This is a genomic window from Cellulomonas wangsupingiae, from assembly GCF_024508275.1.
Classification (GTDB): domain Bacteria; phylum Actinomycetota; class Actinomycetes; order Actinomycetales; family Cellulomonadaceae; genus Cellulomonas; species Cellulomonas wangsupingiae.
Genome location: NZ_CP101989.1, coordinates 860,534 through 880,380 on the forward strand (window position 1 = coordinate 860,534; position 19,847 = coordinate 880,380).

At 74.7% G+C, this 19,847-nt stretch carries 18 protein-coding genes; 12 read left to right on the plus strand and 6 right to left on the minus strand.

The features are described from left to right. Nucleotides 1–27: 27 nt before the first annotated feature. Nucleotides 28–600: a type IV toxin-antitoxin system AbiEi family antitoxin domain-containing protein gene (locus NP075_RS04145; RefSeq protein WP_227564025.1), complete on the minus strand. Its 573-nt coding sequence runs from the start codon at nt 598–600 to the stop codon at nt 28–30. A gap of 452 nt (nt 601–1,052) precedes the next feature. Here NP075_RS04145 and NP075_RS04150 point away from each other — a divergent pair, with 452 nt between their 5' ends. The 6 genes from NP075_RS04150 (at nt 1,053) to NP075_RS04175 (ending at nt 12,154) form a co-directional block, all read left to right on the plus strand. After that, on the plus strand, nt 1,053–2,054 hold the full coding sequence (locus NP075_RS04150) for a Fic family protein (RefSeq protein ID WP_255629247.1): 1,002 nt from the start codon (nt 1,053–1,055) through the stop codon (nt 2,052–2,054). Nucleotides 2,055–2,169: 115 nt separating this feature from the next. Next, nucleotides 2,170–5,196, plus strand: a complete 3,027-nt coding sequence (locus NP075_RS04155; protein ID WP_227564026.1) for an EAL domain-containing protein — start codon at nt 2,170–2,172, stop codon at nt 5,194–5,196. A gap of 22 nt (nt 5,197–5,218) precedes the next feature. Continuing rightward, the gene (locus NP075_RS04160; RefSeq protein WP_227564028.1) at nt 5,219–6,247 is read left to right on the plus strand and encodes a 3-oxoacyl-ACP synthase III; all 1,029 of its coding nucleotides are present in this window, start codon (nt 5,219–5,221) and stop codon (nt 6,245–6,247) included. Next, the gene (locus tag NP075_RS04165; RefSeq protein ID WP_227564029.1) at nt 6,244–9,051 is read left to right on the plus strand and encodes an alpha/beta fold hydrolase; all 2,808 of its coding nucleotides are present in this window, start codon (nt 6,244–6,246) and stop codon (nt 9,049–9,051) included. Before NP075_RS04160 ends, NP075_RS04165 begins: the two co-directional genes overlap by 4 nt. Further along, the gene (locus tag NP075_RS04170; protein ID WP_227564031.1) at nt 9,048–10,049 is read left to right on the plus strand and encodes an NAD-dependent epimerase/dehydratase family protein; all 1,002 of its coding nucleotides are present in this window, start codon (nt 9,048–9,050) and stop codon (nt 10,047–10,049) included. The genes NP075_RS04165 and NP075_RS04170 overlap by 4 nt, the downstream gene beginning before the upstream one ends. A 227-nt stretch (nt 10,050–10,276) precedes the next feature. Further along, nucleotides 10,277–12,154: an endo-1,4-beta-xylanase gene (locus NP075_RS04175; protein WP_227564032.1), complete on the plus strand. Its 1,878-nt coding sequence runs from the start codon at nt 10,277–10,279 to the stop codon at nt 12,152–12,154. Nucleotides 12,155–12,202: 48 nt separating this feature from the next. Here NP075_RS04175 and NP075_RS04180 read toward each other — a convergent pair whose 3' ends face one another. Then, on the minus strand, nt 12,203–12,826 hold the full coding sequence (locus tag NP075_RS04180; RefSeq protein ID WP_227564033.1) for a hypothetical protein: 624 nt from the start codon (nt 12,824–12,826) through the stop codon (nt 12,203–12,205). 210 nt (nt 12,827–13,036) lie between these two features. On the opposite strand from NP075_RS04180, the gene NP075_RS04185 reads away from it, so the two are divergent. After that, complete coding sequence (locus NP075_RS04185; RefSeq protein WP_256791494.1) at nt 13,037–13,600, plus strand: hypothetical protein; 564 nt, start codon at nt 13,037–13,039, stop codon at nt 13,598–13,600. A gap of 25 nt (nt 13,601–13,625) precedes the next feature. Here NP075_RS04185 and NP075_RS04190 read toward each other — a convergent pair whose 3' ends face one another. Continuing rightward, complete coding sequence (locus NP075_RS04190; protein WP_227564037.1) at nt 13,626–14,258, minus strand: TetR family transcriptional regulator; 633 nt, start codon at nt 14,256–14,258, stop codon at nt 13,626–13,628. 121 nt (nt 14,259–14,379) lie between these two features. Between NP075_RS04190 and baiCD the strand changes: the two genes are divergently transcribed. Then, on the plus strand, nt 14,380–16,332 hold the full coding sequence (baiCD, locus tag NP075_RS04195; protein ID WP_227564039.1) for a bile acid Fe-S flavoenzyme BaiCD: 1,953 nt from the start codon (nt 14,380–14,382) through the stop codon (nt 16,330–16,332). Between the two features lie 85 nt (nt 16,333–16,417). Here baiCD and NP075_RS04200 read toward each other — a convergent pair whose 3' ends face one another. Both NP075_RS04200 and NP075_RS04205 read right to left on the minus strand, forming a co-directional pair. Further along, nucleotides 16,418–17,638: an RNA polymerase sigma factor gene (locus tag NP075_RS04200; protein ID WP_227564041.1), complete on the minus strand. Its 1,221-nt coding sequence runs from the start codon at nt 17,636–17,638 to the stop codon at nt 16,418–16,420. Further along, on the minus strand, nt 17,635–18,012 hold the full coding sequence (locus NP075_RS04205) for a YciI family protein (protein ID WP_227564043.1): 378 nt from the start codon (nt 18,010–18,012) through the stop codon (nt 17,635–17,637). Before NP075_RS04205 ends, NP075_RS04200 begins: the two co-directional genes overlap by 4 nt. Before the next feature lie 231 nt (nt 18,013–18,243). Here NP075_RS04205 and arr point away from each other — a divergent pair, with 231 nt between their 5' ends. Beyond that, nucleotides 18,244–18,669 (plus strand): NAD(+)--rifampin ADP-ribosyltransferase, encoded by a 426-nt coding sequence (gene arr, locus NP075_RS04210; RefSeq protein ID WP_227564044.1) that lies wholly within the window; start codon nt 18,244–18,246, stop codon nt 18,667–18,669. A 4-nt stretch (nt 18,670–18,673) separates the two neighbouring features. On the opposite strand, the gene NP075_RS04215 is transcribed toward arr, so the two are convergent. Then, entirely contained in the window at nt 18,674–18,820 is a 147-nt protein-coding gene (locus NP075_RS04215; protein ID WP_227564045.1) for a hypothetical protein, read from the minus strand. 142 nt (nt 18,821–18,962) lie between these two features. Here NP075_RS04215 and NP075_RS04220 point away from each other — a divergent pair, with 142 nt between their 5' ends. From NP075_RS04220 to NP075_RS04230, 3 genes are all read left to right on the plus strand, one after another. Then, complete coding sequence (locus tag NP075_RS04220) at nt 18,963–19,220, plus strand: type II toxin-antitoxin system Phd/YefM family antitoxin (protein WP_227564047.1); 258 nt, start codon at nt 18,963–18,965, stop codon at nt 19,218–19,220. After that, nucleotides 19,205–19,603: a PIN domain-containing protein gene (locus NP075_RS04225; protein ID WP_227564049.1), complete on the plus strand. Its 399-nt coding sequence runs from the start codon at nt 19,205–19,207 to the stop codon at nt 19,601–19,603. The genes NP075_RS04220 and NP075_RS04225 overlap by 16 nt, the downstream gene beginning before the upstream one ends. Before the next feature lie 81 nt (nt 19,604–19,684). Continuing rightward, complete coding sequence (locus NP075_RS04230) at nt 19,685–19,822, plus strand: hypothetical protein (protein WP_227564050.1); 138 nt, start codon at nt 19,685–19,687, stop codon at nt 19,820–19,822. Nucleotides 19,823–19,847 lie beyond the last annotated feature (25 nt).

Sequence of the window (19,847 nt, forward strand, 5' to 3'; positions counted from 1 at the left end):
GACAGCGGGCGCGCGGGGCGAGTCGATTCAGGCACGTCGCTCCAGTGCTTCGGTGAGGCGGGTCAGCTCGGCTCGTGGGACTGCTCCGGTGCGGGCGCCGCGGTCAAGAGCCTGGCGCAGGAGGTACGTCGGCGTGCCGTACGCCATGCACTGCTCGATGGCGGCTGCCGGGGTGACTATCGGCATCTGCTGCCACCAGGTGACTTGGCGGGTCGGTAGACGCTGCACATGGATGACGTACCGGTCGTTGTCGCTTCGGCGGATGCGGTGCGCGCGCGGGATCGTGACGTGGTAGCGCGAGGGGTTCACATCGCTGATGTCGTGGATTGCGAGGGCGGTCTCGTGACTCAGGACCGCATCTGCATCACCAGTGCGTAGCAGCGCCACCTGGTAGCCCTCGTACTCGACACCAGGGACGCGGGGGTATCGGTAGATGCCTCGGGCGACGCGCTCGAGCCGGCCGCGAGCGACGAGCGCATCGAACGCAGTGGGATCTATCTCAAGCTCGGCGATCGCCTGCTGGCGGGTGACCAGGCCGTTCTGGGCTTCGGCGAGGTCGAGCAGGGCGTCACGCGAGAGAGGTCGACCTCCGAGGGGCATGTCAAAAGCATGGCACTTCCGCCATGGTTTTGACACCCGCCACCGACATGGGACTCGCAGCGTGTCGGACAGGGACACGTGGATCGCTGTCGCCGGACCCGACGTCGGCGGCGCAGCGACGTCCAGAAGGGGCTGATGCACGAGTTGGTGACAGGCGGTCTCAGGCGGCGAGTGCGACCTGAGGGGTCATGATGGTCTCGAACTCGATCGGTGTCAGCCGCCCAAGGCTCAGCCCTGCGGGGCCGACGAAGCGGCCCTCGGCGGCGGTCCGCCCCCGAGTTTGTCGTGTTCACATTCTGATCCAGTCTCCGCGACCGACTGAGTTGGTCGTGCTATTTTTCGACATGACCGAGCGCGACAACTTCGAGGCATCCTCTTCCCCCACGTCGTCATCCACGTCCGCGCCCACATCCTCATCGCCCTCCCCGCGACGCACCGGCGGCCCGGGCCGCATGAGCCGCGAGGCGCTGTACCGGCTGCTCGACGACACGCTCGCGGACGTGCAGAAGCGCCTCGGCGGCCTGCCGAGCCCGGCCGAGGCGCGCGCGATCTGGGACGAGCTGTGGATTCACGACGCGCACAACTCCACGGCCATCGAGGGCAACACCCTGGTCCTCCGGGAGGTCGAGGAGCTGCTGCGCGACGGCCGCGCCGTCGGCGACAAGCAGCTCAAGGAGTACCTGGAGGTCAAGGGCTACGCGGACGCCGCCCAGTGGGTCTACAGCCAGGCGCTGGCGCCGGAGCTCGGCGGCGACGGCGAGCTGGTGACCCTCACCCAGGTTCGTCACGTGCACCGCATGGCGATGACGCCGGTGTGGGACGTCGCCCCGCACCCGGACGCCGGGCCGGATGAAGGCCCGGGGGACTTCCGCAAGCACGAGATTCACCCGTTTCCTGGCGGGATGGTGCCGCCCTCGCGTGCGCTGATCGACCCCAAGATGCGCGACTGGCTCGACGCCGTGGAGGCGATCCGCACGGAGTCGGACCGCCATCCGATGGAGTCGGTCGCGGCGATACACGTCGCTTTCGAGCAGATCCACCCCTTCATCGACGGCAACGGGCGCACCGGACGTCTGCTGCTGAACCTGGTGCTGTGCCGGCTCGGCTACGCACCGGCGATCATCCAGAAGCGCGAGCGGGAGAAGTACCTGCGGGCGCTGCGCACCGCCGACCGCGGCAACTTCGGCCCCCTGGGGGAGCAGATCGCTCGCGCGGTGCTCGACAACGTGCTCCGTTTCGTGGTGCCTGCCCTGGCCGGCCCTGCGCGTCTCGTGCCGTTGCCCTCGCTCGCGACCCCGGAGCTGAACGCCGTCGCGCTGCGCGCGGCCGCTCAGCGGGGGCGCCTCAAGGCGCAGCGCGCGGAGAACGGTCAGTGGATGAGCTGCCGGGCCTGGGTCGACGAGTACGTCGCGTCGAAGTACCAGCGCGTCAGTGGCGGGGTCGAACGGAGCTAGACCGGCTGCAGTGCACGGCGCCCCGCCGGCCGGCCGGAGGCGAACGTCCCGCGGGCTCAGTTCGCGGCCGTGAGCGCCGATACGCGTGTGGACCTTACCGACGGGGGCACGCGCCTTGGACACACCGCACGACGCGACGGCTGTGACGGCCGCGCGCCCTGACGACCCCCGGGCCCGTGAGACGTCCGGGGCGACGACGGTGCTCCTGCTCAACCACGTCCGCGCGCGCGGTGGCGACGACGCCGTGCGCCGCGTGGTCGAGCGGGCCGCCGTGCCGTTCTCCGTGGCCGAGCTGGAGGACGCCGCGCTCTGGATCGGCTACCACGCGCGGATCCGGCTGTTCGCGGCGGCGGTCGAGGTGCTCGACGACGAGGGCTTCCCGTTCGAGACCGGTGCGCAGGCGTTGACCGGAGCGATGAACGCCTCCCTGGTCCTCATCCTCAAGGCGCTCGGCACACCCTCCCAGGTGTACCGGCAGCTGCCGCGGGCGGTCCCGAAGTTCTCCACCACCTCGACGATGAAGGTGCTCGAGGCCGGTCCGCGGCACGCCGTCCTGAGGTACACGCTGCACGACGGGTACCCGCACTCCCGGCTCGACTGCGCCTACGCCCGCGGCCTGATCTCCGTGATCCCGGAGGTGTTCGGCCTGCCGCGCGCCGTCGTCGTGCACCCCGAGTGCCAGTCGGACGGGTACCCGGCCTGCCTCTACGAGGTCACGTGGGGGCAGCGGCGGCGCTGGTGGCGCACGCCGTCGGAGCGCGCCGCGGGCACGGCGGCCGAGCTGCTGGCGCTCCGACGCCAGCTCGAGAACCTGCAGTCCGCCGCCGCCGACCTGGTGGGGGCCGAGGACCTCGCCGACCTCGCGGAGCGCATCACCGAGCGGGCGGCGGCCGCGGTGCTGGCGCCCGCCTACCTGCTGGTCCTCACCGACCGGTCGGGCGGCGGGCCTCGCGTCCACAGCCACGGACTGCCGGCGCAGCGGCGCGACCGGCTCGTCGGCGCACTGCTGCGCGGAGAGGACCTGGGGCCGGGTGCCGTCGTCGTCGACGTCGCCTCCCGCGGCACGGTGCACGGCCACCTCGCGGCGCTGTACGACGACGCGCACCCCGGACCTGCGCACGAGCGCTCGCTGCTGAGGGCGTACGCCACCCACGCCGCCGCCGCGCTCGACCTGCAGCGGGCGCTCTCGGCCAGCCGCCGGGGCGAGCAGCGCTCCGCGAGCCTGCTGGGGCTCGCGCACGACCTGCGCTCGGCCACCGACCCCACCACGGTCGCCCGCGCCGCGGCTGCGGTGCTGCCCGAGATCGTCGGCTCCGACAGTGCGACCTTCTTCACCTACGACGCCCACCAGGGCGCCCTCCACGCGGTCGGGTTCGCCGGGCTGGAAGCCGCCGACGTCGACGGTCTGGGGGAGATGCAGATCACCGCGCAGAACTCCCAGGAGCTGAGCACCCTTCTCGCGCGTCAGGTGCCGACGCTGATCACGCCGGACAACGCCACTCCCTTGATCGGGCGGATCCTCGACGTCCTGGGGCTGTCGACGGCCCTCGCCGCGCCGCTCGTGGCGGACGGCGAGCTGCTGGGCGTCGCGACCACGGGGTGGCGCGTCGGCCACGGCCCCGGTGACGTCGGCGAGGCCACCGAGCGGCTCCAGGCCGTCGCGGAGTACGCGGCCACCGCGCTGGAGAACGTCTACCTGCTGGGCCGTCTGCAGGAGCAGTCCCTCCACGACGCGCTCACCGGCCTGCCCAACCGGGTGCTGTTCCGTCGGGAGCTGGCGAGCGCCATCCAGGTGGACGCCGCCGGCGGCCCGGACGGCAGGGGTCGGGGGCGGGACCGGCCGGACGTGGACGCCGACGGCGACGGGACAGGTCCCGGGCTCGCCGTGCTGTTCTGCGACCTCGACCGGTTCAAGCACGTCAACGACGTGCTCGGGCACGCGGCCGGGGACGAGGTGCTCCGGCAGGCCGCGGACCGGCTGCGCGCCAGCGCCCGGGCGGACGACCTCATCGCCAGGCTCAGCGGCGACGAGTTCGCGCTGCTGCTGCGTGGGCCGGACGTCGCCGCGACCGCCCAGGTGGTCGCGTCGAGCATCGTCGCCGCGCTCACCGCGCCCTTCCGGGTGGAGGGCCTCGACCTGCGCGTGACGGCGAGCGTCGGCATCGCGGTCCAGGACGGCACGGGGGCGGATCCCGACGCCCTGCTCCGCGCCGCCGACAGCGCGATGTACACGGCGAAGCTGCGTGGCCGCAACCAGGTCGCCCGGGCCATGGGGCACCGCGTCGACGACCGCAGCCGCCGCGGCGTGGACCGGGAGCTCGCGGCCGACCTGCGCAACGCCGTCCGTGAGGGGCAGCTGCGCCTGCACGTCCAGCCGATCGTCTCGCTCGGGGACCCGGCGATCGGTGTCGCGCTGGCCGCCGACGACCTCGCCGACGGCCCCCGCGTGCCCGTCCTGCCCATGGTGTACGAGACGCTGCTGCGGTGGGAGCACCCGCGACTGGGCATCCTCGCGCCCGGCGCCTTCCTGCCCCTCGCCGAGGAGACCGGCTCGATCGTCGAGCTCGACCTGTGGGCGGCCCGTACGGCGTGCGCGCTCCTCGGTGCGAACCCGACGCTGCAGGGTCTGTCGATCAACACCTCGGCCAGCACCCTGTGCGACGCGCGCTGGGTGGGGGCGGTGCGCGAGGCCCTCGTCGACGCCCGGGTCGAGCCCAGCCGCCTGTGGGTCGAGGTCGTCGAGAGCCGGTCGCTCGCGGACCTGCCGAGCGTCGCGCGACGGCTGCAGGCCCTGCGTCGGATGGGCGTGCGCGTCGCGCTCGACGACTTCGGCACCGGCTTCTCCACCCTCAGCTGGCTGCAGCGTCTGCCCGTGGACCGGCTCAAGCTCGACCGCTCCCTGACCGTCGACATCACCACCGACGCCAAGGCGCTCGCCGTGTCGCAGGGCGTCCTCGACCTGGCCGAGCGCCTGGGCGTGGACGTCGTCGCGGAGGGCGTGGAGACGGCGGCGCAGCGCGATGCGTTGCTGGCCGCGGGTTTCCACCTGGCGCAGGGGTACCTGTGGGGCCTGCCCGCCCCGCTGGCGGGATCGGACGGCTTGAGCATCCCGTGCGCGCCCTCGCAGGTGGGGGGAGGATGAGGACTTCCGTGACCGGAAGGGCGTGCGAGTGGCCGGCAACGCGACATCGACGTACCGCAACGCGGCTCTGCTGTCCCTGGCGGCGGTCACACCTGACCGGGTGACCACGTCCGCGGAGCTCGACGCCCGCCTGCAGCCCGTCCTGGACCGGCTGCGGCTGCCGCCGGGTCTGCTCCAGCGCATCGCGGGCGTGCACGAGCGCCGCAACTGGGCCGAGGGGCAGAGCTTCGGCGCCGCGACCATCGAGGCGGGGGAGAAGGCGCTCGCCGAGGCGGGCGTCGACCGCGCGCGGGTCGGCCTGCTGGTCAACACGTCGGTCACGCGGCCGCACCTCGAGCCGTCCGTCGCCGTCGGCATGCACCACGGGCTGGGTCTGCCGTCGTCGGCCGTGAACTTCGACATCGCGAACGCGTGCCTCGGGTTCATCAACGGCATGAGCCTCGCGGCCCAGCTCATCGACGCGGGGCAGATCGAGTACGCGCTGGTCGTCGACGGCGAGGACGCGGACCAGGTCCAGCACCGCACCGTCGAGCGGCTGTCCCGCGACGGCACGACCCGTGCCGACTTCATGCGCGAGTTCCCCACGCTCACGCTCGGCTCGGGCGCCGCGGCCGCGCTTCTCGGCCCGGCCGACGCCCACCCGTCCGGGCACCGCCTGCTCGGGGGCGTCACACGTGCCGCGACGCAGTTCCACGGCCTGTGCGTCGGCAGCGCCAGCGGCATGTACACCGATGCGAAGGCGCTGCTGCGGGGCGGCATGCAGCTCGTCATGGCGGCGTGGCAGGAGGCCCGCACGCACGCCGACTGGTCGGACATGGACCGGTACGTCATGCACCAGGTCTCCGACGTCCACACGGACGCGATCGTCAAGGCCGCGAAGCTCGACCGGTCCCGCGTGCCGCTCACGTACCCGCGCCTCGGGAACGTCGGGCCGGCGTCCATCCCGATCACCCTGGCGCACGAGGCGGCGAGCCTCACTCCGGGCGACCGTGTCCTGCTCATGGGTGTGGGCTCCGGCATCAACACCGCGATGCTGGAGCTCGCCTGGTGAGACCGGCTGCGACGAGGCCCGCCGGTCGGCTGCCCAGGCCGACGACCGCACCCGCCCGGCTCCCCCCGGGCGGCCTGCCCGGCCTCGACCCCGCCTGGTCGCGCCTCGTCGCCGTCCCCGAGACGCCGCTCGACGGGTCGCTTGCCCTGCCCGGCGCGGCGAGCGGGCCGGCCGCCGACCGCACGTGGCACGTGCTCGACACGGGACCGCTCCTCGCCGCTCGTGGCCTCACGCCCGTCGGGACCCTGCTGTGCGTGCACGGGAACCCGACGTGGTCGTACCTGTGGCGCGGACTCGCCACTGCCGGTCTCGGTGCCGGCGGCACCCGCACCGGCGCGTGGCGCGTCGTCGCCGTCGACCAGCTCGAGATGGGCTACTCCGAGCGCACCGGGACGCACCGGACGCTGCGCCGCCGCGTGCGGGACCTCGCCGACCTCACGGACGCCCTCGGGCTCGGCGGGCCCGTCGTCACGGTCGGGCACGACTGGGGTGGTGTCGTCTCCCTCGGCTGGGCCGTCGACCACCCCGACGCGCTCGCGGGCGTCGTGCTGCTGGACACCGCGGTGCACCAGCCGGCGGACCGGCCGATCCCCCTGCCGCTGCGGGCCGCGCTCGGCGTGCTCGGCCCGTCGACCGTCGCGACGCCTGCGTTCCTCGAGACGACGCTCGCCCTCGCGCACCCGCCGCTGCCCGATGACGTCAAGGACGCCTACCGCGCGCCGTACCGCACCGCCGGACGACGCTCCGGGATCGGCGCGTTCGTCGCGGACATCCCCGTCGGCCCCGGTCACCCGAGCGCGAGCGAGCTCGACCGCATCGCCGACGGCGTCCGCGACCTCGACGTCCCCGCGCTCCTGCTGTGGGGGCCGCGGGACCCGGTGTTCGACGAGACGCACCTCGGGGACCTCTGCGGGCGTCTGCCGCGTGCGCAGGTGCACCGCTTCGAGGGGGCCGGCCACCTCCTCCCCGAGGACGCCGACACCGCGGGCGCCGTGATGACGTGGCTCGCGGACCGTCACGACGACGTGCCGGCCGCCGCCCCCGCGCCTCCCCGCGGCGCCGACGCGCGCACCCCCGCCGGGGGCCGGGCGCCGATGTGGCACCACCTCGACGAGCTCGCCGACGACGACTCGACGGCGCTCGTCGAGATGGCACCCGCCACCGGCGGGGGCGTCCGCACGGTGACGTGGCGCCTGCTCGCGCGGCGCGTCCGCGAGCTCGCGTGCGGCCTGCACGCGGCCGGGGTGCGCCGGGGGGACCGGGTCTCGCTGCTCGTCCCGCCCGGCGCCGACCTCACCGCGACCCTGTACGCGTGCCTGCGGATCGGCGCCGTCGTCGTCGTCGCGGACGCAGGCCTCGGGGCGCGCGGGCTGACGCGCGCGGTGCGCGGCGCGCAGCCGGCGGTCGTCGTGGGGGAGCGCAGGGGGCTGGCCGCGGCGCGCGCCCTGCGGTGGCCGGGGCGCCGCGTGTCCACGACGACGCTGCCGCCCGCGACCGCCGCGGCCCTCGGTGTCGAGCTGAGCCTGCCCGACGTCGTGGACCTGGGCGCCGGTACCGGGCTGCCGCCCGCGCCGGCCCCCGACGACCTCGCGGCGGTCCTGTTCACGTCCGGGTCGACCGGCCCCGCGAAGGGCGTCGTGTACACGCACGCGCAGCTCGCGGCCATGCGCGACGCCCTCGCGGCCCAGTACGGACTGGGCGTCGGGACGGGCATCGTGGCGGGCTTCGCGCCGTTCGCGCTGCTCGGTCCGGCGCTCGGCTGCTGCTCGGTGACGCCCGACATGGACGTCACGGCGCCCCGCACCCTGACCGCGCGGGCGGTCGCCGCCGCGGCCGACGCGGCCGCGGTCGGGGTCGACGGCACGACGGTCGTGTTCCTGTCGCCCGCAGCCGTCGCCAACGTCGTCGCGACGTCGGGCGAGCTCACCGCCGACGACGAGCGGGCGCTGGCGCGCGTGCGTCTGCTGCTCTCGGCCGGTGCGCCGGTCGCTGAGCGGCTGCTCGCGGCGGTCGGGGACCTCGTCCCGCGCGCCGTCCCGCACACCCCCTACGGCATGACCGAGGGCCTGCTGCTCACCGACGTGACGCTCGAGGAGATCCGGGCCGCTGGGCCCGGCGGTGCGGCCGGCGGTGCGTGCGTCGGCCGGCCGGCCGCCGGCGTGACCGTCCGGATCAGCGCGCTCGACGCCGACGGGCGCGCGACGGGACCCCTCACGGCGGCTCCCGACGTCACCGGCGAGGTCGTCGTCGCCGCCCCCCACGTCAAGGACCACTACGACCGGCTGTGGCTGACCGACCGCGACAGCCGGCGCGGGACGCCCGACGGCGACGGAGCGACGAGGCCCGGAGCGACGCGGCCCGCGGGTGCCGAGGACCTCGTGCCCGGGGCCCGGTGGCACCGGACCGGCGACGTCGGGCGCCTCGACGCCGACGGGCGGCTCTGGATCGAGGGGCGGCTGGCGCACGTCCTGGTCACCGCGGACGGGCCCGTCACCCCGGTGGGCCCCGAGCGGCGCGCGGAGTCCGTGCCCGGGGTGCGGCGTGCGGGCGTCGTCGGCGTCGGGCCCCGCGGCACCCAGCAGGTCGTCGTCGTGGTCGAGACGCAGGTCGGTGCGCGCCGGCCCGCGCTCGCGGCGCCGGCGCTCACCGCGGCGGTGCGGACCGCCGTCGGGCGGGACGTCGCGGCGGTGCTCGTCGTGCCCGACCTGCCGACCGACGTCCGCCACAACTCCAAGATCGACCGTGCACGCCTCGCGGCCTGGGCCGACCGGGTGCTGGCCGGCGGGCGGATGGGCCGGCCGTGAGGGTCCTGGTCACGGGGGCGTCCGGCCTGCTGGGCCGCACGACCGCCGCGCGCGTCCGTGATGCCGGGCACGAGGTCCGCACGTTCCAGCGCCGGCCCAGCGGGGTCGACGGCGTGGAGGACCGCCCCGGCTCGGTCACCGACCCCGACGACGTCGATCGTGCCGTCCGCGGGGTCGACGCGGTCGTGCACCTCGCGGCCAAGGTGTCGCTCGCCGGGGACCCGGCGGACTTCCGGCGCGTCAACGTCGACGGCACGCGCACGCTGCTCACCGCGGCCGCCCGGTACGGCGTCGCGGACGTCGTCCACGTGTCGTCGCCGTCGGTCGCGCACACGGGCACCGCGATCGTCGGCGAGGACGCGCGACGTGCCGACCCGCTGCGTGCGCGCGGCGCGTACGCCCGCACCAAGGCCGAGGCGGAGCTCCTCGCCCTGACCTTCGAGGGCGACCTGCGGGTCGTCGCGGTCCGGCCGCACCTCGTGTGGGGGCCCGGTGACGTGCAGCTCGTCGCGCGCATCGCCGAGCGCGCCCGCACCGGTCGGCTCCCGCTGCTCGGCCACGGCGCCGCCCTCATCGACACGACGTACCTCGACAACGCGGCATCGGCGCTGGTGGCGGCCCTGCACCGGCTGGGAGACGCGGACGGCGTCGTCCGCGGGCAGGCGTACGTCGTGACGAACGGAGAGCCGCGGACGGTCGCGGAGATGGTCGCGGGGATCTGTACGGCCGCCGGGGTGCCCGCCCCGACGTACCGCGTGCCCGCCGCGGTGGCGCGGGGGGCGGGCGCCGTGGTGGAGGCCGTCTGGGGGCGTCTCCCGCTGCGCAGCGCCGACGGGGAGCCGCCCATGACGCGGTTCCTCGCGGAGCAGCTGTCGACCGCGCACTGGTTCGACCAGCGCCGCACGCGCGCCGACCTGCGCTGGCGACCCGAGGTGTCGATCGACGAGGGTCTGCACCGCCTGGCCGAGCGGTCGCGCGCGGCCCGGCCCCCGCGATGACGGTCGGTGCTGCCGTGGTGCACCCGGTCCTTGACGCGGGCCGAATCCCTCCCTACGTTGGCACCCGCCCGCGCGTCTAACGTTAAACACGACGCGCGAGCAGGCCCGCCGGGCTCCGCCGGTCACAGTCGACCGTCGCGGGCACCGGGCCGCGTACGGCCGTGCCGGCCGGGTCGGGGCACGCGCCGACGCGTCGGCCCCGGTGGGGACTCGGAGAGGAAGCAGACATGGGGCGCACCGCACGACGAGGTGGCGGTGGACCGGACGCGACGCCGCCCGGTGGTCGCCGCTGGGCCACGCGGTGGACGGGCGCGGGTGCCGCGGTCGTCCTGGTGGCCGTCGCCGCGGCCGTGGCCGTGCCGGCACTGGCCGGCGACGAGACCTTCGACGTCGAGATCCGGCTCGAGGGTCGCGACGGGAAGGTCACCGGTGCGGGCAGCTACCAGCCGGGGGAGACGGTCGAGCTGACGGCGACGCCCGGCGAGGGGCAGGTGTGGGCCGGGTGGACGTCGCCCGACCTGGCCTGGATCGGCGCCCGGGTGGACTCGTTCACGATGCCCGAGCAGGACGTCGTCCTGACGACGACGTTCCGCCAGGAGATGGCCCCGCTCAAGGACGTCTACCGCGACTACTTCGACGTGGGGAACATCTGGTCCCACCCGGGCACGTACGCAGCGGGATCGCAGCCGTCGGAGACGGTCGACCGGCACTACAGCGTCATGACGGCCGAGAACGCGATGAAGCCGGACCAGCTGCTGCCCGATGACGCCATCGACCCCGTGACGGGCGAGTTCACCTTCCGGTTCGACGCGGCCGACGCGTTCGTCGACGAGACGCTCGCGCGCGGCATGACGGTGCACGGGCACGTGCTCGTCTGGCACGGCCAGTCCCCGCCGCGTCTCAACACCGGCGCGACGGGCGGGACGCGCGCGCAGGCCAGGGCCAACATGGAGCGGTACGTCCGCGAGGTGCTCACGCACTTCCAGGGCCGCGCCGCGACGTGGGACGTCGTCAACGAGGCGTTCGTCGACGGGCTGGAGACGTTCGACCCCGCGACGCAGGACTGGCGCGACCAGCTGCGCGGCGGCCCCCACGGCGGGACGTCCGACTGGTACACCGCCTACGCCAACGGTGCCGACGCGGCGGCGGGGGAGAGCCCGGCGGACTTCATCTACGACGCGTTCCTGTTCGCCCGGCAGTACGGGCCGGAGGTGCGCCTGGAGTACAACGACTTCAACGTCTTCCAGTCCGAGGGCAAGGCGCGGGCCATCATCGCGATGGCCACCGACCTCAACACCCGCTACGCCGCCGAGCACCCGCAGGACCCGCGTCCGCTGGTCGAGGCCATCGGCATGCAGTCGCACAACTACCTCAACCAGACCCCGGCCTTCGCGTGCTCGGGCCACACCCGGCTGCCGGGCCTGGTCGACGACGAGGCTGCGGAGTGGCGCGCGGGCGCGTGCTCGGACGCCGCCTCCGTCGAGCGGTCGATCCAGCTCATCGTCGAGGCGGGCTTCGCGGTCAGCATCAGCGAGCTGGACCTGCAGGTCTGGGAAGCGTGGGACGGCCAGCCCGAGGGGGACGACCGCGCCGCCCACCGCGACCTGACGGACCCGTCCGTCCACGACCGGATCTCCCGCGCCGGCTTCACCTACTGGGACGGCAAGATCGAGAACCGCGCCGAGCTCGAGGCGATCCAGGCGCAGCGGTTCGCCGAGTACTTCGCCGTCTACAAGACGTACGCCTCGCACATCGACCGCGTGACGTTCTGGGGCATGACCGACGAGGCGAGCTGGCGCTCCACCCACAACCCGCTGATCCTCAACAGCGACTTCTCCGAGAAGCTCGCGGCCGCCGCCAGTGCGGATCCCGAGAGCTGGCTCGGGCTGGAGGCGCCGCTGACGGACGTCTCCGGGCTCGAGAGCGCGGTCGCCCGGGCCGAGGAGTCCGCCGCCACCGGTGCCACGGTGGCCGACGGCGCGGCGGTGCAGGACGCGCTGGACCGCGCGCGGGACGTCCTGACGCGGGACGCGTCGCAGGCGGACCTGGATGCGGCGGCCACGGCGCTGCTCGACGCGGTCGCGGGGGTGCCGCAGGGGTCGTAGCCGGGTCGCAGCAGCAGCGGGACGCCCCGCCGCGTGGGTGTGTCGGCGTCAGGGCGCGGCGGGGTCCGCCCTGCGCCGCCGCGCGATGCGCACACCGATGGCGACGCCGATCGCGCCGAGCGCCATGGGCACGGCACCGCTGCCGCCTCCCGGTGTCAGCGCCTGCAGGGTGCCCCCGACCAGCGGGACGGCACCGCACACGAGGTACGTCCACATGCGCGCCCGCGACGGCGGCAGCGCCACGGCCGCGCGCAGGCCCGCGAGCGTGGGACCCCCGGACGGCGTCGTCGGCGCCGGGAGTGCGCCGTACGGCGCCGGCGGGGCGGACGGCCACGGGGACGCGAGCACGTCGGCGGGGTCGGTCTCGAACTCCGGGTCGATCGGGGTGCTCGGCAGGTGCTCGAACCAGAACCGGTCCACGAGGTCGCCGATCCGCTCGACCGGGACGCCGCGGCTGTCCACCAGGAGCACCTCCCGGTCCTCGTGGATGACCTGCTCGACCCCCGGGACCCCCTGCAGCAGCGCGACGGTGCCCGCGACCAGGTCCTCGTAGGGGTGCGCGGCGACGTCCGAGAACCCGAGCTCGGTGCGCAGCACGCCGCCCCCCAGGTCGGTCACCCGCTCGATCCAGTACACGGGCTCCCCGGCGAGCAGCCCGGGCAGTCTCTCCATGCCCGAGCATCGGCAGGTGGGTGCTGCGAGATGAGTCGGGCCCGCTCGGCCTGCGGGGTGACGCGCGGCCCCGGCCCGCGTCACCCGGTCGGCGGCCGGGAACAGCCCGTCGGCGCGGGCCACCGCAGGTACCGTGCGCGGATGGCCGAACCCGCCGCCCGCAGTGCCTCGCCACCGGCGCACCCTCTGTCGGGTGTCACCGCGTTGACGATGAAGCGTCGCGTGAGCTGGCGGGAGCAGTACTGGGAGTTCCGGCCGCTGGGCCCCGACGGCGTCGAGGGCGACGTCGTGCTGTACGGCACGCAGAGGCAGCTGCGCGTACCCGAGGAGTACCCGTTCTCGACGGACCGGGCGCACACCCGACCGTCGATGACGGTGCGCGCACGCGGCGTGATCAACCTCGGCAACGCCTGCTACGACGCGTTCGACGAGCGCGGCGCGCCGATCGGCTGCCTCCAGTACCGGTGGATGGAGTCGCAGGTCGTGCACACCTGGCGCGTCATGGGCCGGGGCGCGGACCTCGTCGGGATGCAGCAGAACGTCCTGGGCGGGATGCTGCGGGTGGCGTTCAGCCGGCTGCCGGTCGTCTCCCTGATCCCGCTGCGCCGCGGGTTCGACTTCCGGTTCCGCGACACGACGGGCGCCGAACGCCTGCGTGTCGAGTGCCGCGCGGGCTCGCGGGACCGCTACACGGTGACGACGCCCGGCGGGTCGGTCGACATCCGGCTCGCTGCGGGCATCGCGCTGCTGCTCGACTGGCGCGGCGGGATCTGAGCCACGGCTCTCGACGCCTCGGCCCTCAGCCGTCGACCAGCCCACGCACCGACGCCCCGAACATCTCGCGCACGGTCGCGCCGAGCAGGTCGAGCGCCTCCTGGAGGTCCAGCTCCCCGTCGGCCCAGGACGCCATGACGCTGGACAGCACCCCGCGCACCCCGTACCCGACGGCCTCGGCGACGGCCCGACTGTGCGGTCCGCGGTCGGCGGCGGACGCCAGGACGTGCGCGGCGACCAGCTCGGCCCACCCGGACACCAGCGGCCGCGCCCACTCGGCCGGGACCGTGGGGTCGTCGGCCAGGACGGTCAGGCGCAGCCGGTAGAACTCCCGGTCGGCGTCGTCGTACCGGATCGAGGCGCGGACGGCGTCGACGACCTGGTCCAGCGCGTCGCCGCCGGCGGGGGCGTCGCGCAGGTGCCGTGCGACGACCTCCTGGTTGGCGGCGTAGTCGTCGCCGAGGAGCGCGACCTTGGAGGGGAAGTAGCGGAAGAAGGTGTTGCGGCCGATCCCGGCGACCTCGGCGATGCGCTGCACGCTCGTCGCCGCGTAGCCGTGGGTGGCGAACTCGCGCATCGCGGCGTCGCGCAGGGCCCGGTGCGTCGTCGCCCGTGGTCGGCCGGGGCCCGTCGCGGGCGGCGGGTCGGGCACGGGCACGGCGGGTCCCTCTCGTGGCAGGTCAGGTGGACCTTATCGGGACCATGGCCCCGCTCGATCGTTTCGGTACGCCAGTACGTTGCCAGTACCGAAATGCTTGGCCCGTACGAAGGAGTGCGTCATGGTCTACCCCCACCTGTTCTCGCCGCTGACGATCCGGGGCGTGACGCTCAGGAACCGGGTCGACTTCCCGGCCATGGCCACCAAGATGGGCGCCGACGGCGGGTACGTCACCGACGCGCTCATCGACTACCACGTCGCCCGCGCGCGCGGCGGCTGCGGCCTGCTCACCGTCGAGGCGACGTCCGTCCACGGGCCCACGGCGCCACGCAACTTCATGTCGATCGCCGACGACTCCTACCTCGAGGGGTGGATCCGCTTCAACGAGGCCGTCCACGCCGCGGGGGGCACGACCTGCATCCAGCTGTGGCAGGGCGGCTTCGTCCCCCCGGGTCAGGACCCCGACACCTACGCGGTGATCCCCAGCGACATGCCGTTCGGCCCCGGTGTGGTCCTGCCCGGGGCCTCCGTCGAGACGATCGCCGAGATCGTCCAGGCGTGGGGCGAGGCCGCGGCCCGCTCGGTCGCGGCGGGCTTCGACGTCCTGGAGTTCCACGCCGGGCACAACTACTCCCCGGAGATGTTCCTGTCGCCCGGGTTCAACCGGCGCACCGACGCGTACGGCGGCAGCGCCGAGAACCGCATGCGCTACCCGCTGGAGTGCATCGACGCGATCCGCGCGGCCGTCCCGGACGACGTCCCGCTGATGATGCGCGTCTCCGCGGGCGACGACGGGGTCCCCGGCGGCAACACCGTCGACGACGTCATCGCGTTCACGAAGGTCGCGCGCGAGCACGGCGTCGACATGGTCAACGTGTCGCGGGGCACCCCGATGAGCGTCAACCTGCAGGTCCCGACGATGGACCACGACCGGGGCTTCAACGTCCACAACGCCGCCAAGTTCAAGGCCGGGACCGGCCTGGTCACGGTCGCCGTCGGGCGGATCAACGACCCGCAGCAGGCCGAGGACATCATCGCCTCGGGCCAGGCGGACATGGTCGTCATGGGCCGCGCGCAGATCGCCGACGCCGACTTCTGCGCCAAGGCCATGGCCGGGGAGGAGTGGCGGATCATCCGCTGCGTCGGCTGCAACCAGGGCTGCTTCGACCGGATCGCGTCGGCGAACGCCGCCACCTTCCCCCACATCTCCTGCCTGCAGAACCCCGCCGTGGGCCGCGAGGCGGAGTTCCGGGTCCCCAAGACCGACAACCCCCGCACGATCCTCATCGCCGGCGGCGGCATCGGCGGCATGGAGGCGGCCGAGCGGCTGCACGCCCTGGGCCACAAGCCGATCCTCTGCGAGGCGTCCGGCAGGCTCGGCGGCCAGTTCTACATGGCCGGCCTCGCACCCCGGAAGGGCGAGATGAGCGACGCGGCCATGAGCCGGGCCAGCACGCTCGAGCACTTCGGCGTCGACGTGCGGCTCCACACCCCGGTGACGCCCGCCGTCATCGACGAGGTCGCGCCGGACGAGGTGATCATCGCCATCGGCTCGACGCCCGTCACCCTGGACCTCGAGGGGTCGGAGCAGAACACGGTCATCGACACCGAGACGGTCCTGACCGGCTACTCGCGGCTCGTGGGCGACGTCGTCGTCGTCGGTGGCGGGCTCGTCGGGCTCGAGGTCGCCGAGTACCTCGCGGAGAACGACCCGCGCGTCACGTCCGTCACCGTGGTGGAGATGGGCTCGGAGGTGGGCCGCGACCTGGGCATGCTGCGCAAGCAGGAGGTCGTCACGCACCTCGCGCTCAACCACGTCAGCACGCTCGTCGACACCCGGTGCCTGCGGATCACCGCCGCGGGCGTCGTGGTCCGGCGCGGGGACGAGGAGTGGACGATCCCGGCCACGGGCGTCGTCGTCGCCGTCGGGTCGCGGTCCCTCGACACCACCGAGCTCACCGACCACTGCCTGGCACGCAGCATCCCGTTCCACATCATCGGCGACGCCCGCGAGCCGCGGCGCGCGATCGACGCCGTGGCCGAGGCGGCGGAGGTGGCGATCTCGGTGCGCTGAGGCCGGGCGGCCCGACGGCGGGTTCCGCCGTCGGGCGCGGTGGTGGTGTCGTGCGTCCGCCGACGACACGGCCACCGGCACGTCGTCAAGGTGGGCCCTCGTCGTCCACAGCTCGTGCCCGCGCGGCGAGGTACGCGCGCACCGCGGCGTCGTCGCAGAGCTCCGCCGCCCGGCGGAACGCGACGGCGGCCTGTGCCCGGCTGCCCGCGCGCGCCAGGAGGTCCGCCCGGGCCGCCCACCAGGGCTGGAACGCGGGCGACGGTTCCGGTGGCAGCGCCGCCAGTCCGGCCGCGGCACCGTCGAGCCGCCCGACCACCGACGCGAGCGCCACCCGCCCGCCCAGGCTGGGGGCGACCGCGTCGAGCGCGACGTACAGGGTCCGCAGGGCCGCCCAGTCGGTACGTCCCGTGCGGCGCCGGTCCACGTGCACCGCCTGGATCGCGGCCTCCAGCCGGAAGCGCCCCGGCACGCCCGGGCGCTGCGCCCGGCGCAGGTACGTCTCGCCCTCCGCGACCAGGTCGGCGTCCCACCCGGCGGGGTCCTGCTCGTCGAGCGGGACGAAGGCGCCGGGCGCCTGCCGGCGCGCGAGCGACAGCGTGACCAGCGCGGCGAGCGCCCACGCCTCCGGCTCGTCGGGCAGCGCCGACGCGAGCGTCACCGCGAGGTGCTGCGCCTCGGCCGCGAGGTCGTCCCCCTGCCGCCACGTGAGCGCCGCGCAGCCGTACACGGCCTCCAGGACGGGCGGCAGCCGCTCGGCCATCGCCGTACGGTCCGGCACGACGAACGGGATGCGCGCCCGCGCGATGCGCCGCTTGGCCCGCACGAGGCGCTGCTGCATCGCGGCGGGGGAGACGGCGAACGCGGTGGCGACCCGTGCCGAGTCGAGCCCGAGGACGGTCTGCAGCATCAGCGGCGTGCGGGCGTCGGCCGCGATGGCGGGGTGCGCGCAGACGAACAGCAGCGCCAGGCGCCGGTCGGGGATCGCGAACGGGTCGACGTCGGCGAGCGGGTCGTCGGCGGGAAGGTGCTCGGTGAGCGCGTCGACGGGCAGCGCCGCGGCCCGCCGGTGCGCCGCCGACCGCCACACGTCACGCACCCGGTTGCGGGCCACGGTGAGCAGCCACGCGTCGGGGCTGCGCGGCACGCCGTCGACCGGCCAGCGCGTCAGCGCCTGCTCGAACGCGTCCGCCAGTGCGTCCTCCGCCAGTGCGACGTCGCCCGCGTGCGCCGCGAGCAGCGCCAGGAGCCGCCCGTACGAGTCGCGGGCGGCGCGCTCGGCGGCCGCCCGCGCCCGTGCGGCGCTCACGCGTTGGGCGTCCACACACCGTCGACGGTGTACGTCGCGCCGGGCCGCACCTCGACCGGGCCCCAGCCGATGGACGGTGCGCGACGCGCGAGGTCGATGGCCGCGTCGAGGTCCGGGACGTCGACGACGAACGTGCCGCCGAGCTGCTCCTTGGTGTCCGCGAACGGCCCGTCCTGCACCTGCAGGACGCCGTCGACGGTCCGCAGCGTCGTGGTGCTCGTCGACGGCTGGAGCACCTCGGCGCCGACGAGGACCCCGGCGGCCTGCAGCGTCGCGGCGTAGGCGGTGAACTCGCGCTCGCCGGCGGCCCACGCCTCCTCGCCGAGCTGCTCCGGAGTGGTCTGCGGGTAGTGCAGCAGGATCGAGTACCGCATGGCGTCCTCCTCGGACGGTTCGTCGTCACCTCAGGGCGCCGACCGGGCGTGTCGCCCGGCCGGCGGTCGGCCGTGGGGCCGCACACCTTGATGACGATCTCGCGGGCGCCCGGCAGACACCGGGTGCGGCAAGGGCCCGCGGCGGCGACTGCGGGTCCCGGGGGGAAAGGTGACGCCACGACGGACCGTGCAGCGGTACCGTGCTGCCTTTGTCGCACCCCGGGAGTCGTCATGTCCGACCAGTCACCGACCGGCGTCGACGACGCCGGACCGTTCTTCCACGGCACCCGCGCGGACCTCGCCGTCGGGGACGAGCTGGTGCCGGGCCGCAGCTCGAACTACGGGTCGCGGCGCGCCGCCAACCACGTCTACCTGACGGCGACGCTCGACGCCGCGACGTGGGGCGCCGAGCTCGCCGCCGGGTCCGGGCCGGGCCGGATCTACCGGGTCGAGCCGACCGGGCCCATCGAGAACGACCCGAACCTCACGGACCAGCGGTTCCCCGGCAACCCGACGCGGTCCTACCGCACGCGGCACCCGGTCCGGGTCGTCGGTGAGGTCCTGGACTGGCAGGGCCACGCACCGGAGGTGCTGCAGGCCATGCGCGACCACCTCGCCGAGCTCGCGCGGCAGGGCGTCGAGGCCGTCGACGACTGAGGGGTCAGCCCTCGTCGAGGTCGTCGTCGTCGGGCGTCGTCCCGCCCTGGTTGACGTCGCCCGCGTCGGGGCCGGGTCCGGTCTCGACGGGTGAGGTCTGCTGCTCGTCGCCGTGCGTGTCAGGGCTCGCGGGTCCGGGGTTCTCGCTCATCTCTGCTCCTCGTCCGTGTCGTCGCGGCCGACGGCGCGTCGGCCCGTCCCCCGAGCATCGCCACCCGGGCGGGGTCGCGCACGTCGGCGCGGCTGCCGGTTCCGAGGTGTCAGATAATCTGATCCTGCCGTAGGCTGGTGGCGTGCGCACCGTCACCGCGACCCACGCCTCGCGGGGGTTCTCCGACCTCCTCGACGCGGTGGAGCACGGCGAGACCGTCGCGATCACCCGCGGGGGCCACGTCGTCGCGGAGATCCGTCCGGCGGTGCCGGCCACCGGGCGCTCGCTGCGTGAGGCGCTTGCGGCGGTCCCACCGCTCGACGACACGTTCGGTGACGACATCGCCGGCGCGATCGCCCTGCTCGTCCCCGAGCAGGGCGACCCGTGGCGCGACGACTGATCCTCGACACCACCGCCCTCATCGCGTACGAGCGCGGCACGGTCGACCGGACGCTGCTCGACGCGGACGATCTCGCGATCGCCGCGATCACCGTGGCCGAGTTCCGCACCGGGATCGAGCTGGCAGACACCGCGCAGCGCGCCGCCGACCGGTCCCGTGTGCTCGCGGCGATCACCGCGGCGGTCACCGTGCTCGACTACGGCGAGCGCACCGCGGCCGAGCACGCGCGCCTGATCGCGCACGTCCGACGCACGGGCACCCCGCGTGGCGCGCACGACCTGATCATCGCCGCGCACGCCGCCGAGCACGGCCGGATCGTCGCCTCGCGTGACGCGCAGGCGCGGTTCGGTGCGCTGCCTGGCGTCACCAGCGTCTCCCTGTAGCGCGGACCCGGCCTTCGCCGGTTGCAGCGCGTCGCGCATCGTCGCAGGCTGGGGGCACGGCACGACCCACAGGAGGCTGCGATGAGCGAGACCGACGAGGGCCGCTCCGGCGGCACGCACGCCGAGGACCTGTCCGACGAGGGCGTCGGCGGGACCGCGACCGACGAGCCCAGCACCTTCGAGCCGGAGGAGGACCCCGACGCCGCGCAGGACGACTGACGACCGGGGCACCACCCCGGCGGAC